This window comes from Alteromonas sp. RKMC-009, from assembly GCF_003584565.2.
Lineage (GTDB): Bacteria > Pseudomonadota > Gammaproteobacteria > Enterobacterales > Alteromonadaceae > Alteromonas.
Window position 1 is genome coordinate 2874509 of record NZ_CP031010.1, and the last position, 14319, is coordinate 2888827.

Consider the following 14319-nt stretch of genomic DNA (forward strand, 5'->3'; position numbering starts at 1 on the left):
ACATACTGGTTAAAATAATAAAGGGAACATAATATGAAAAAACTGGCACTACTCACCTTTACGGCAGCACTGACTGCCTGCTCGGGTCCGGGTGAACAAACCGGGTCAGACAGTCAGACTCAACCTCAGAAATCAACGACCACTCATTTTGATATGTACCTTGGCGGTACAGACGTGGGTGATATGGATATCACCCGTACCGGCAATAAAATAGACATTGATTACGGTTTCTCAAACAATGGCCGCGGGGCCAGCAGCACTGAAACCATTATTTTGTCTGACAACGACATTCCTCTTTCCTGGTCTGTTGAAGGTAAAACTGTGTTCGGGAATGCAACGCAGGAGAATTTCTCGGTCTCAGGTAACACCGCCACGTGGCAATCTAAAGCCGAATCCGGTGAAGCCGGATTTGACGGTGCGCCTGTGTACATTGCACAGAACGGCAGCCCGTTCAGTGAGTACTTGTATGCCCTGCCGTTGCTGAATGACAATCTGACAAAGTATCCCGCCCTTCCCTCCGGTCACATTACGCTCAGTAAAAAACAGGATCTCACGCTCTCCGCCACCGGCGGTGAAATCAAAGCCACACTTTATGCCACTGGTGGGATTTCCATGAACCCGTCTTATTTCATCATTGATGAAAACAAAGCGTTAGTGGGGCTGGTCAGCCCGCGTACAGCGATAGTTAAACCGGAGATTGCCGGGGAAGAAGCGCGCCTGCGGGAATTAACCGCGCAACTTAATGCACAGCGGTATAAAGATATTGCCAGCCGCTATCTGCACGACTACGAAAAGCCGGTACGCATCAATAATGTCCGTATTTTTGAGCCACAAAGTCTTTCTCTCAGTGAACCGAAGTCTGTAGTGATCACCGGTAACACAATCACTGCAATCGAAGCAGTCAGTGCTGCACCGTCAGACGACGAAGTGACCATTGAAGGCAACGGCGGCACACTGGTAGCCGGACTCTACGAAATGCACGGCCATATGAGTGATAACGATGCGCTGCTAAACGTACTTGCCGGTGTTACTTCCGTAAGAGACATGGGCAACGAAGTCGATATTCTGCAGGGTATTACAGACAATATTGCCAATGGCATACTGGTAGGCCCGCGCATTGCTAAAAGCGGCTTTATTGAAGGTAAAAGTCCCTTCAGTAACTCCACCGGTGAACTGGCCGCCAGCGAAGACGAAGCCGTTGAACTGGTCCGCAAATATGCCGGTATGGATGATTATATTCAGATAAAGATCTACAGTTCAGTGAACCCGGAATGGGTGCCGGCCATGGCAAAAGAAGCACATGAAAACGGCCTTCGGGTTGCCGGACACATTCCGGCTTTCGCCAAAGCAGATGAAATGATCGCTGCCGGTTATAACGAGATCACTCATATTAACCAGTTAATGCTGGGCTGGGTGCTCGACAGAAAAGAGGATACCCGCACGTTATTCCGCATTACCGGCATGAAACGCTTTACAGATTTGGATCTGAACAGCGAGCAAGTGAATCACACACTTACGCTGATGAAGGAAAATAACATCGCGCTGGATCCCACAACGGTGATCCACGAACACGCCATGACCTCCCGCAACGGTACGGTAAGCCCCGGCGTGGTGGACTATATTGACCACATGCCTCTCAGCAGTCAGCGTGCCGCAAAGGTCGCTATGCTGAATGTGGCGGATGAAGCAGAAGATAAAGCTTACAAAGATGCCTACGCGAAGATTGTAGCCACACTGAAGAAAATGCACGAAAACGACATTCTTCTGGTGCCCGGTACGGATATGGGCGGCGCATTCCGTCTGCACCGTGAGCTGGAGCTGTTTCAACAATTTGGTATGACACCGGCAGAAGCTTTGAAACGGGGCTCGTGGGACATGGCCGAATACATGGGTCACGATGACAAACTGGGCAGCATTGAAACAGGCAAACTGGCTGACTTCTTCCTCATTCCCGGCAACCCGGTGGAAGATTTAAAAGCCATTAAAACCATCGCCATGGTCGTCGCTGACGGGCGTATTCTTTTCCCTGATGAAGTGTACCCCGAGTTTGGCATTACACCGTTCACCACCCTGCCGGAAGTAAAAGGCGAATAACCCCGCTATCTTAACAAACAAAACAAGACAGCCCCGTTAACGGGGCTGCTTAATCAGTTAACTTCTGCCGGCAATATTCAGGCGCCCTGAGGCATAAATGCCGGTGAACTCACCCTCTGTGCTTCCGGCTCCGGCGTAATATTAAACACAATAAACATTAAAAATGTGCAGTACATGCTTGCAGCGAGCAGCAAAAATGCGCTCCAGTCCTGTTTCAGCACAATCGCCAGCGGAACAAACAAAGCCACAGGCAGAAAGGCTGCCAGGGTTTTCCAACGCAACATCAGCGACAACCAGATATGCTCTCCCTGTTTGCGGGACAGTGAGAAACTGTGACAAAAATGAGCCAGGATGTAGGGCATCAATTGGGCCACACACACCAGCGCACCGCCAATGACAATCCCCGTCAACGTCATCCCATCATAGGCCACCGCAGCATTTCCGGAGGCTGCCGGCATTAACTCTGATAGTAAATCAGCGGCAAAAAATGCCAGCCAGCTTAAAGCAGTGATCCCCAGAATAGCCGGCAATATCAGCCGCTGATGAAAGTTCAGTTCGGCGGCTAATCGTCTGAGCGAACCATACCGGTACTGAATACTGACCACACAAACCACAAGTGACACCAGCAACGCACACGCGCCCATGCGTAGCGGAAAGAAAGAAAACGGCACCACAGTAACAAGCAGAGCCAGCAGCAACATCACACCACAGATCACAGGTGACCGGGCAATGAAACGGCACATTTCCTTGTAGCCCCGAAGATAGTCCTGTACAGAAAGATTGGTATTGATTTGCATAAGAACACCTTTTGAAGATAAGCGTCTATTTTATGCGCAGCACTGAAGAATTGAAGTGTATGAACATTAAACCGGGTATCAGATTGTATGACAGGGTATGTTTTTTAATACGAAGGGTAGTGTTCAGGTACCGGATATTCACGGCACCAATATCAAACAGAGTTCCCATCCCACTCGTGTTTAGCGTCCGGTACAAAGGTAACCCCTGCCCCTTGAGTGTTACTCACTGTAACCAGCCAGCCGCCGGGAATTTTTGTACGATATGTGTGAGAACTGCTCCCGTTCGTATTTTTCAATGCTTCCCAAATTAACTCTGGTGACTGACTGTTTCCGCTTCTGAATAACCCCAATACGCTGACCTTAAACTGTTCATACTTAAGCCAGTATACGCAAAAAATAATTGTGACTTTAATATTTGCGGTTATTGGTCAAAAGCGGACATTAGCAATACCGTGAAGGACTGGTAAGCGTAGGTAAATTTCAAAGTTCAGAGTTTTGTTCGAAAATATACTGGGAATAAAGCAAGTCAGCAAAATCTGACTCATCAATTTTTCCAATGACTAAGTCTCTGATCGCATCTGCGAAGAGATCATTGTCAGCGGTTAACTCAAAATCATTGAGCGACAAATACTCCAGCGCGACGGCCAGACCTGTTCGCTTGTTAGCATCAGGAAGTGAATGAGAAAGCGCTATTGAAGCGGCATATTTTGCAGCAATTTCGAAAACGTCATCTAAACCTGAATAGGCAATAGCATTATCGATTCTGCCTAAGGCACCCTGAAGTTTGTTAACATCAGCGGCGCCCTTCATGCCAGGTTCGTTTTCGAGAATGAACACGTTAATCTCTATCACGCGTTCAAAAGGGAAAAAAATAAGATCCATTACATATCAGCGAGTTTTTCAAACGTACGCTTATGCGTTCTTAAAACCAGCTTAGTTTCAGACTTCACAATTTGCTGACCAGACTCACCGGATAAATCAAGTTTCTTGCTGGCAGCTATTTTAGGGCGCTTAACAGCTTTAACGCCGTAAATTTCAATCTTTGTATTCATGAACACCTCTATAATATGACAGCTAGTATACATCTGATTCAAAGATAAGAAAATCAGGCAAACAGGTACTAATTTAGTGGTGTTTAGTTTACAGCGTATTTGAGAGAAAAGAACATCACAACTGCTTGTTTCTAGACTTCCGGCCCATACTATATTTTATTGATTGCTGGGAGATTGCTATGACAGCCGCTAGCAAACCTTGGAACAAACACCGAATTATTGGACAGAAACGACCGCTCAAGATCTCTCACATATGGGGGATCCGAATCCGATTGAAAATGGAAGACAACAAACGCGATTTAGCATTATTCAATATGGCACTGGATAGTAAACTTCGCGGCTGCGATTTGGCCAAGCTGCTCGTATCGGATGTCATGTCGGGCGGCGTGGTAATGCGACGCGCACTTGTGACACAGCAAAAAACAGGCTCTCCAGTTCAATTCGAAATTACTGAGGGGACAAGAAAATCGGTTCTGGACTGGGTCACTTTTAAGGGCCTCAACTACAGCAGCTATTTGTTCCCATCAGCAAAAGTCCCTGGAGAACACATCTGCACCAGGCAATATAACCGTATATTCCACAGTTGGATTGAAAAACTAGGTCTCGATCGCACTCTTTACAGCACGCATACCATGCGAAGGACTAAGGCTTACCTGATTTATAAGAAAACGAAAAATCTACGCGTGGTTCAGTTGCTACTCGGTCATAAGAAGCTTGAGAGCACCGTGAGGTACCTTGGGATCGAAGTTGATGATGCTCTGGATATTGCTGAATCGCTTGATATTTAGCAAGCAGGCAAGAATTTTCCTTAATGCGGCAGTCTGATTCCTGCTTTATAGCTATCTATCTACTTTCAAACGCCCACTCTCAAAAGCTACTTAAACTACTGATATATAAATGGTGTTTTCATATTTAGATGGGTGAGAAATATCGGGAATATCATTTAGCAGACATATTGCTCAATCTAGTCCAACAGTTAAAAAGTGCTGAAGGATATCCCTATGATTAATGGTGTAAGCAACTCGCAAAATTATATTTACGGACTTCAAAGAAATGATGCGGTGTCTGTTAAATCCAATGACTCTCTGGAATCCTCAACAAGTTCAAATGTAAGAGAGCATGACAGTCGGGCAAATGCTCTGGCTTTCATCGAATCTGCGTCACCGGAAGAGTTAGCAAAAAAAGTAGATTCGTTAAGTGGGGGAATGCCCACATTAGCTGCAATTAATTTACGAGAAATTTTAAATTCCGGGAACGAGGAAGATGTACTTGGCAGAATTAGGCGCTTGCAGGCCAGGTTTGAGGATGAATCAAAGTCAGTCTTCGCGCTCCAGCAGAATATAATTAACGAAGGCAGAGCTTCAGGTAAAACGGACAAAGATATTTTACTCGACATCGTTAAAATGAAAGATGAGCAGTCTGACCTTTATAAAATGGGGACCAGGTGGGGCGATAAAGGGTTAAGCGCCCCAGAAAATTATCAGAAACTAGTAAGCCTGACTCCCGATTATGTGAATACGTACGCATAGCGTTTTTAAATTTCAGATAACGAACGATACCAATTGCCTTTGATACTGACATGTCCTCGCATGTCCGCTACTCGCTCATTCCGGACTCCGGGCTTTAACTAGCCAGTCCACTTATTGAGCAATAAAATAATCTAAAGCACCCCAAAACCATTTTTACCCCGACAATATTGATCAAATTCCAAACACCTGCTATTTTTACCCTGGTAAAAATAAAGGGTACAAATCTGTGGGTGACATCTACATCACAATCCATAACAAAACTCTCATCGCGCAGGGTGAATTGCCGGCGGTTATTCGTGAAACAGTGAAACAGTTTCCCGACGCTGAGCCTTACTTATTTAAGTTAGATGACGGTAAACGCACTGATATCGACTGGCGGGGCGATGCTGAAGAGGTTATCAGCCGTTTGCCTGCTTCACTGATGCCGCAGGTTAAAAAGCGGGGACGCCCTAAGCTTGGCGTGAAATCAAAAGAAGTGACGCTGTTACCTGAACACTGGGAGTGGCTGTCGTTACAGCGTGGCGGCGCATCGACGACGTTACGCAAGCTTATCGACGCAGCCATGGCTCAGATGAAACCTGAGCAGGCACGTCGCATTAAGCAGGATCAGCTCTACAATATGATGCGGGTATTTGAAGATGAAGCCGGTTTTGAAGCGGCTTCAAGAGCACTGTACCGGCTGGATAAAACAGCTTTCACGCAGGCAATAGCAAACTGGCCTCAGGCGCTGCAGGCAATATACAAGGACAAGTTCACAGGCTTGCATTCTACAGGTAAAGATACAAATGACGGAACAAACTAGTTACAACCCGTATGTCACCCCGCCCCTTACACGGGTATTTTTAAAAACTGCTCTGCCCATCATTCTGATGATGGTAGTAAGCGGCTCGCTGAACCTGGTAGACGCTTACTTTATTGGTGTATTTGTGGGGTCGGATGCGCTGGCAGCGGTCACGGCGATGTTTCCGTTATTTATGGTTCTGATTGCCCTGTCCACCTGGATTGCCAGCGGATTCGCCAGTGTAATGGCCCGCCTGCTGGGAGCAAACCGGTATGATGAAGCCCGTAATGCCTATGCGCAGGCACTTACGCTGGCACTGGTGATAAGTGTTCTGCTGATGATCGTATTCAGCCTGTCAGGTCAGTCACTGGCGCTGGCCAGTAACAACGATAATCCAGCGCAGGCAGCTAGCAGCTTTACCTATATGGGCATCATTATGTATGGTGCTCCGTTATTTTTCTGGCTGGCCATCGCTTCAGACAGCTTGCGCAGTGAAGGTCACATCGGCTTTATCGCACTGGTTTCGCTGATAACAACGGTGGGTAACGGCGTGATGAATTACGTCTTCATTGTACTGTTGGAAATGGGTGTGGCAGGGTCTTCTTACGGCACGGTAGCCTCACAAATGATTGCGTTATGTGCTGTGTGGGCATTTCGCCGCAGCCATAAAAACCGCACCGGTCTGCCGCTGTTCGCCATCACAGGTGTACGTAACAGATGGCGTGAGTTTTTGTCTCTGGGCGCACCATCCAGTCTAACCTACGTAGGCGTGGCACTGACTTCCGGGGCTATTTTGTTTAGCCTGCAACAATGGCTGCCGGACAACTACGAAGTAACGGTAAGTGCTTATGGTGTGATCACACGGGTTCTGACCTTCGTGTACTTACCACTGCTGGGGCTTGGCCTCGCGATGCAGAGTATTGTGGGCAATAACGTGGGCGCGCAGCAATATCAGCGGTCTGACCGCAGCTTGTGCATCGCTGTCGGCGTTGCGCTGTTTTATGGCGTGGCCACCGAAGGGTTATTATGGTGGCTGCGGGCTGACTTTGGTCAGTTGTTTGTGGACGATCCCGCCGTCACGGATGAGATAGCCAGATTACTGCCTGTCGTCAGTCTAGCCTTATTCCTGACAGGCCCCTTAATGCTGATAAGCTTTTACTTTCAAAGTATTGGTGATGCCAGACGGGCGGGAATATTAACGATTGCAAAAACGTACCTGTTCGCCCTGCCGTTAATTTTTGTGTTGCCGCTTATGTGGGGAGAATGGGGAATCTGGTATGCAGGCCCGGCAGCTGAATTTCTCGGGCTGATGCTTACCGCAGGTATTTTGTATCACCGTGCACTTAAGGGCAATCACCGCTTTGGTTTGCTGTATGCTGAGCGTCAAGCTGAGCCACAAGCCGGAAAATAGAAACAGAACATTATGACCTCAGAATTTATTGATAGCCTGCATGATGTATTTTCAACGCTGCAACCGGTAACAACACGGCGGATGTTTGGCGGTACCGGCCTGTTTCACAGTGGCCTCATGTTTGCCATCGTCATTGATGATTTGCTGTACCTGAAAGCGGATAAGGAGACCAGCCAGCAATTTATTCATGAAGGCTGTGAGCCGTTTACTTATAGCAGGCAAGGCAAACAGGTTGCACTGCAATACTACAGTGCACCTGATTGTATTTATGATGATCCCGACGATGCCGCTCGGTGGGCACAGCTGGCCTTTTCCAGCGCCTTACGCAGCAGGCGGTCTTGAGTCCAGCCAGCCCGGATCTAACGTGGGAACACTGGCCACCAGTTTCTTCGTGTAATCATGGGAAGGCGCTGTACTTACCGCCTCACCGCTTGCGTACTCCACTGCATTACCTTTATAGAGAACCAGCACATCGTCACACAAAGTACGTACAGTAGGTATATCGTGGCTGATAAATACAATGGCAATATTCAACTTCGCCTGCAGATCTTTCAGCAGCTCTAAAATGGCTGCGGCAACAACAGTATCCAGCGCTGATGTCACCTCGTCACATAAAATAACCGACGGTTCCGCAGCCAGCGCGCGGGCCAGGTTAATACGTTGCTTTTGCCCGCCGGACAGCGCGCCGCATTTACGCTCAGCCAGTTCAGCGGGTAATTGCACCAGCGCTAGCAGCTCTGCCACACGGGCACGTTGTTGTTCCCCTTTCATGCCATGGAAGAAAGCTAATGGCCTGCCAATAATATCCCCCACTTTCTGCGCCGGATTCAGCGCAGTATCCGCATTCTGGAACACCATCTGCACACGCTGACACTCACTTTTGCTTCGGGATGAAACAGACGCAGGCAGCTCCTTTCCGTCCAGCAACATATAGCCTTTCGCTGCGGGAATTAAGCCTGCGATAACACGTGCGAACGTTGATTTTCCGGAACCGGACTCACCGATAATGCCTACGGTTTTGCCCTTCTCCACTTTAATAGATACGTCATGCAAAACAGGAATTTGCGGTAAATCTTCTGCGGTGATTTTACCGTAGCCAGCAACAATATTGCTGACCTCAAGGACTGTTTTTGCGGTTGGCCGGTTTAATCCGGACGCACCGTGAGACACCGCTGCCAGCAACTGACGGGTATAGGGCTCTGCTGCGTGATTTAAGATTTCAGTGGTGGTGTTGTGCTCGACCATTTTGCCGTGTTGGAGAACGAGGATCTGATCGGCCATCTGGGCAACCACAGCCAAATCATGGGATACATACACAGCCGTGGTATTCCTGGCTTTCACCGCGGCTTTAAACGCTTTGAGCACATCCACCTGAGTGGTGACATCCAGTGCAGTAGTCGGCTCGTCAAAGATAACCAGTTCAGGATCACAGATAAGGGCCATCGCTGCCATCAACCGTTGCAACTGACCACCGGATACCTCGTGGGGATAACGGTTCCCGATGGTATCGTAATGAGGCAACGACAACTGCCTGAACAGCTCTGTGGCTTTTTTCTGTGCGTCAGCCCGGCTCATGGCGCCGTGAATTAATGCCCCTTCAATCACCTGCTCCATGATTTTCCGGGAGGGATTAAACGCTGCTGCCGCACTTTGTGCAACATATGCCACTTTCCGGCCCCGCAATGACGCCAGCATAGTATCGCTCAGCCCGAGCATACTCTGCCCGCCCACCGCGACTTCACCACCGGTGATATAGCAGCCCGGCCGGGCATAGCCCAGTAACGACATGGCGATGGTTGTTTTGCCCGAGCCGGATTCACCGATAAGGGCCAGCACTTCTCCGCGCTCTAGGGTAAAGCTGACATCTTTTACGATTACTTTTTTGCTGTCGCCCTTCCCCGCGGAGACTTCGAGTTTATTAACCGAAACATGAGATGACATATTATTTATCTCCTGCGGAATAGGTGGCGCTGCCACGGAAACTGTCGATAAACAGATTCACTGCAATAGTAATGGTCGCGATGGCTAGCGCAGGAACGATGACTGCCGGCGCACCCTCTGCCAGTCCGGAAATGTTCTCTCTGACCAGCGAACCCAAATCGGCTTCGGGCGGTTGTACGCCCAGCCCCAGAAAACTCAGGCTACTCAGCAGCAGCACGACGAACACAAAGCGCAGACCAAAATCAGCCAGCATGGGGTGCACAATGTTGGGCAAAATTTCTTTTACCGCGAGATAAAGCTTACCCTCACCCCGTGTTCTGGCAACCGTAACAAAATCCATATTGGCAACATTAACTGCTAACGCTCTGGCAATACGAAACGCGCCCGGCATATAACTCACTGCAGTGATGGCTAATAAAATAGGGATTGATGAGCCGAACGCAGCAATCATCACCAGAGCAAAAATCTTACTTGGAATGGAAATAAGTGCATCCATAAAACGGCTTATCAGCTCATCGACACGTTGATGACTGACAGATGCGTACAGCGCAATGAGCGTGCCTGCAGAACATGCCAGTGCAGCAGCGAGTAGCGGAATAAAAACGGTAAAACGTGCACCGTCCATCAAACGGCTGAGCACATCACGTCCGATGTAATCAGTGCCTAACAGGTATTCACCGCCAATGGGTTCAAATACGTCCCAGGCTACAATTTCTTTTGCACTGTGTGGCGAGAGTAAAGGACCAAATACGGCAATAAATATCCAGAAACTCACAATGGCTGCGCCAATTTTACCCGATAACGGGAGATTCTTTATCGTTGAGAGCATGGCTCAGCCTCCTTTACGCAGTTTGGGGTTTGCCACAATGGCGGCCAGGTCAGCAATCAACACCAGCAACAGATACCCGAGACAAAACAACATGGCACAAGCCTGAAGCAATGGCATATCCCGGTTTGTAACCGCATCAACCATCAGGCTGGCCAGCCCCGGATAGTTAAAGATCACTTCAACAATCACCACGCCGCCCAGCAAATAGGACAAACTGAGGGCAACCGCATTAACAATCGGGCCAATAGCGTTAGGAAGTGCATGACGCAGCACAGCGCGGGAAAGCGTGGAACCTTTAAGCAGAGCCATCTCAACGTAGGGCTGAGACAACTGTTCAACGACTGCCGCACGGGTTAAACGGGCCATCTGCGCAGACAGTACGATACACAAGGTTAATACCGGCATCGCAAAGGCACGGAAATAGTCGTATACGCCGGCATCACCGGCTATATAAGACAGTGACGGTAACCAGTTAAGCTCGACTGCAAAAATCAGAACGAATATCGTTGCCAGCAGAAATTCAGGAACCGCGACCATAGACAACGTGAAAAGATTTATTGCACGGTCAACCCGGGAGCCGCTGTACATTGCCGCTGATATACCAAGGATCATGGCAAAAGGGACGGCAACGACTGTGGTAAACGCCGCAAGCAACAGAGACTTAGATAGCCGCTCCTTAATCAGAGAAGAAACAGGTTGCGCATTCGCCAGAGAGACACCGGCATCACCCTGAACAAGCCCCCATAACCACTTGCCATAGCGGGTTAAAGGCGGATCGTTCAACCCGTAAGCCTCCCGAAGTTCAGCGACAGCCTCAGGCGTGGCGCTCTGCCCCAGCATTTCCTGTGCAGCGTCACCGGGAAGCAGATTTGAAATACTGAAGACCACAGCAGATACCAGTAGCAGTGTTATTACTGCTGTGCCTAATCGTTTTATAATTATTGGTATTAAAATGTTCACCGTGATACTCCCGTCAGGCGTCCAGCCAGATATGCTCGGCAAAGGTGTACCCCATAAACCCGCCGGTAGGGATGGGATAAAAGCCTTTGATCCGCTTGTCGTATCCGTCAATGATGTTAATGAAGACCGGAATACTCACGCCACAATGCTCACTGATAAGCGCCTGCATATCGCCATACATTTGTTTGCGCTTAACTTCGTCCCCCTCGCCTCTTGCAGCCAGTAAAAGCTGGTCGAATTGCGCGTTCTTCCATCCTGATTCATTCCACGGAGCATCAGACTTATAAAACAATGTGAACAGTTCATCCAGCGACGGCCTCGGATTGATATTGCCGAAGCCCATAGGGTGTTTCATCCAGTGATTTGACCAGTAACCATCTGCCGGCACACGGTTAATCCCAAAATGGTAATCGCATTCAATACCGGACAATTGCAGAAGTGCGGCCATATCTACAGAACCTTCTGCAGCAGGACTGGCAAAGACAGGAAAACGCGCTCCGCTCATACCGGCTTTTTTCAGATGATACTTTGCACGATCAATATCGTAGGGCCGTTGAGGCAAATCTGCGTTGTAATATTTGTGCGAAGGCGGAACAGGATGATCGTTTGCAATGGTGGCATATCCCCGGAACAACGCCCGTTGCACCAGAGGCCGGTTCATCATGTACTTCACTGCCAGAACAAAGTCCGGATTATTTGTAGGATAAGCATCCTGGCGCATAATGAGATTTGTGTACAGACCAGATTCAGTCTGCATGATGTCGCAGGTGCCGGATGCTTTGATCCGTTTGGTTGAACGCGGATTAAGGGCAATGCTCATTTGTACATCACCTGATAATAACGCATTCACACGGGACGATTCGTCTGCAATTCCTACCAGTTCAATTTCATCCAGATAAGGCTTGCCGGGTTTCCAGAAATTGCGGTTCTTTTCTCCCACAGTACGTGTGCCCGGAAAGAACTCTTTAAGCTTGTAAGGACCTGTGCCATTTGCTTCCCGGCTGAAGTCTGTGGTGCCATTTGCAACAATACAGAAATTTGATGATGCCAGAATGACCGGTAAATCGGCATTAGGCGACTTAAGAGTCAGCGACAGTGTAAGCCTGCCTGTCGCTTTGACAGAGTCAAATTGCTGAGCAATTGCCGCGGCTCTGGACGTCACTGCCGGGTCTTTATGACGCCGTAATGAATACACTACATCGTCTGATGTCAGTGACTTACCGTTATGGAAAGTAACACCATCACGCAAGGTGATAAACCAGTGCTGCTGGTCCTCACTCTCCATCTTTTCAGCCAGCGCGAGATCCGTTCCCAGGTCGCGGTTAAACTGCGTCAATCCGCTGTAAAGCATATAAATTCTGGCGTAGTCGGTCCCCAACGAGGCTTTTGCAGGATCTAAGGTATCTTTTGTGGAAATAGACATACCGGCCACACGGATCCGGCCGCCATAAACGGGCTTATCCGTTGCCGGGGTTCCGGCCATAGCAGCCAGAACATGCTGAGGTAAGATCAACCCGCTGGCCGCAGCAATACCCGCAGCGCCCAGCCCTTTTAATAATTTTCTTCTGTCGTGTTGCGACACAGAATGCAGAGAACGTCGTTCTTTCATGTTGTAACACCTTCCGTCATGACACGTAACGTTCTACGCTTAATGAAGTTTATCCTGAAGCTGGTAATACAAGCCGACAAAAGGCAAAAACCAGGGCTTTCCAAAATGCAGTGGCACCGCTGGCCAGTCGTTGGAAATCCAGGGACAGTGCGAGGGTTTGCCCTCTATTAAATCCGCCATGGTTTCACCCATGTGCACAGCCATCTGAACGCCATGACCGCTGTAACCCATGGCATAAAAAAGGCCATCGTGCTGTCCGACTTTCGGTAAGCGGTCTGCGCTCATGTCCACCGTTCCGCCCCAGCAATAATCAATTTTTGTGCTGGCAAGCTGCGGGAACATGTCATCCAGAGACTGACGCAATATCACGCCGCTTTTGGCATCTGATTTAGGGTTAGATACGGCAAATCTGGCGCGGCCACCGAACAGCAAACGCTGATCCGGCGTTAAACGGAAATAATTACCGATATTTTTGCTGGTCACGTAGGAACGGTTGCCGGGGAACAATTCAGCCACCGTTTCGTCTGACAACGGTGCAGTGGCAACAGCAAAACTGCCCACCGGCACAATACGGCGGCGAAACCAGCTAAACGGACCGGGGCCACTGCCGCCGGTGGCAACCACAACCTGCTTTGCCTGTAGTGTTTGCACCGGCGTAGTCACCTGCCATGACTGATTATTCAGCTTGCGGACCTGCGTGACTGGCTGATGCTGAAACAGCATGGCGCCTGCCTGCACACAAGCCTGAGCAAGGCCCATGACCAGTTTACCCACATGCAGTTGCACACCATTGGGTGTCAGCAACCCGCCGTAAAACGAACCGGAACCGATTTCTTTTTCAAGTGCGGATTTATCGAGTAATTTCGCATCAGGATCCACTGACTGGATCAGCGCAGCATGTGTTTTTTCCAGCTTTTCCATGTGTTCAGGTTTAGCTGCCAGTTTGATTTTTCCGGCCACTCTGAAATCACAGGCAATCTGATGTTCCTGCACAATGCGGGTAACAGATCCAACAGCATCATTATAAAACGTATAGAACGCGCGGGCTTTTTCTTCGCCGTATGTTGCGACAAGCCCGGCATAATCCTGCGCCGTACCGTTATTACACTGCCCGCCATTACGGCCGGACGCTTCTGAACCGATAGTCCCGGCTTCAACCAGAGCTACTGTTGCGCCCCGCTTTGCTAAAGCCAGCGCGGTGGACAAGCCGGTAAAGCCGCCGCCAATCACCACGGTATCCACTGTGGCATTGGCCGGACTTTCCGGGAGTGAAAGCGTGGGTGCTGTATCTAACCAGTACGACGTATTTTTCATAT

The 14319-nt window shown here is 49.1% G+C and carries 14 protein-coding genes; 6 read left to right on the plus strand and 8 right to left on the minus strand.

Annotation, left to right across the window (positions count from 1 at the left end; translation table 11 throughout):
• The first annotated feature begins 33 nt into the window (after window positions 1-33).
• Entirely contained in the window at window positions 34-2094 is a 2061-nt protein-coding gene (locus DS731_RS12720; protein WP_202980661.1) for an amidohydrolase family protein, read from the plus strand.
• Between the two features lie 77 nt (window positions 2095-2171).
• Here DS731_RS12720 and DS731_RS12725 read toward each other — a convergent pair whose 3' ends face one another.
• The 3 genes from DS731_RS12725 to DS731_RS12740 all read right to left on the minus strand — a co-directional run bounded on the left by DS731_RS12725 (window position 2172) and on the right by DS731_RS12740 (window position 3943).
• Window positions 2172-2891, minus strand: a complete 720-nt coding sequence (locus tag DS731_RS12725; protein WP_119501680.1) for a hypothetical protein — start codon at window positions 2889-2891, stop codon at window positions 2172-2174.
• Between the two features lie 480 nt (window positions 2892-3371).
• Window positions 3372-3773 carry a type II toxin-antitoxin system death-on-curing family toxin gene (locus tag DS731_RS12735; protein WP_119501682.1) on the minus strand — a complete coding sequence of 134 codons (402 nt, stop codon included), beginning with the start codon at window positions 3771-3773 and terminating at the stop codon, window positions 3372-3374.
• The gene (locus tag DS731_RS12740; RefSeq protein WP_105934978.1) at window positions 3773-3943 is read right to left on the minus strand and encodes an acetyltransferase; all 171 of its coding nucleotides are present in this window, start codon (window positions 3941-3943) and stop codon (window positions 3773-3775) included. The genes DS731_RS12735 and DS731_RS12740 overlap by 1 nt, the downstream gene beginning before the upstream one ends.
• A gap of 179 nt (window positions 3944-4122) precedes the next feature.
• Between DS731_RS12740 and DS731_RS12745 the strand changes: the two genes are divergently transcribed.
• The 5 genes from DS731_RS12745 (at window position 4123) to DS731_RS12765 (ending at window position 8006) form a co-directional block, all read left to right on the plus strand.
• On the plus strand, window positions 4123-4731 hold the full coding sequence (locus tag DS731_RS12745) for a tyrosine-type recombinase/integrase (protein WP_119501683.1): 609 nt from the start codon (window positions 4123-4125) through the stop codon (window positions 4729-4731).
• Between the two features lie 213 nt (window positions 4732-4944).
• A complete protein-coding gene (locus DS731_RS12750) occupies window positions 4945-5472 on the plus strand; it encodes a hypothetical protein (protein WP_119501684.1) in 528 nt (175 codons plus the stop codon).
• Between the two features lie 226 nt (window positions 5473-5698).
• A complete protein-coding gene (locus tag DS731_RS12755) occupies window positions 5699-6274 on the plus strand; it encodes a DUF2239 family protein (protein WP_119501685.1) in 576 nt (191 codons plus the stop codon).
• Window positions 6258-7664, plus strand: coding sequence for an MATE family efflux transporter (locus DS731_RS12760; RefSeq protein WP_119501686.1), 1407 nt, complete (start codon window positions 6258-6260; stop codon window positions 7662-7664). Before DS731_RS12755 ends, DS731_RS12760 begins: the two co-directional genes overlap by 17 nt.
• A gap of 12 nt (window positions 7665-7676) precedes the next feature.
• Window positions 7677-8006, plus strand: coding sequence for a TfoX/Sxy family protein (locus DS731_RS12765; protein WP_119501687.1), 330 nt, complete (start codon window positions 7677-7679; stop codon window positions 8004-8006).
• Here the strand turns inward: DS731_RS12765 and DS731_RS12770 are convergent.
• The 5 genes from DS731_RS12770 to DS731_RS12790 are packed head-to-tail and all read right to left on the minus strand — an operon-like array spanning window position 7986 to window position 14317.
• Complete coding sequence (locus tag DS731_RS12770; protein ID WP_119501688.1) at window positions 7986-9605, minus strand: ABC transporter ATP-binding protein; 1620 nt, start codon at window positions 9603-9605, stop codon at window positions 7986-7988. The genes DS731_RS12765 and DS731_RS12770 overlap by 21 nt on opposite strands.
• Before the next feature lies 1 nt (window position 9606).
• Window positions 9607-10434 (minus strand): ABC transporter permease, encoded by an 828-nt coding sequence (locus DS731_RS12775; protein ID WP_119501689.1) that lies wholly within the window; start codon window positions 10432-10434, stop codon window positions 9607-9609.
• A gap of 3 nt (window positions 10435-10437) precedes the next feature.
• The gene (locus tag DS731_RS12780) at window positions 10438-11394 is read right to left on the minus strand and encodes an ABC transporter permease (protein WP_119501690.1); all 957 of its coding nucleotides are present in this window, start codon (window positions 11392-11394) and stop codon (window positions 10438-10440) included.
• A gap of 13 nt (window positions 11395-11407) precedes the next feature.
• A complete protein-coding gene (locus DS731_RS12785) occupies window positions 11408-13003 on the minus strand; it encodes an ABC transporter substrate-binding protein (protein WP_119501691.1) in 1596 nt (531 codons plus the stop codon).
• 39 nt (window positions 13004-13042) lie between these two features.
• Window positions 13043-14317 (minus strand): NAD(P)/FAD-dependent oxidoreductase, encoded by a 1275-nt coding sequence (locus DS731_RS12790; protein ID WP_119501692.1) that lies wholly within the window; start codon window positions 14315-14317, stop codon window positions 13043-13045.
• Window positions 14318-14319 lie beyond the last annotated feature (2 nt).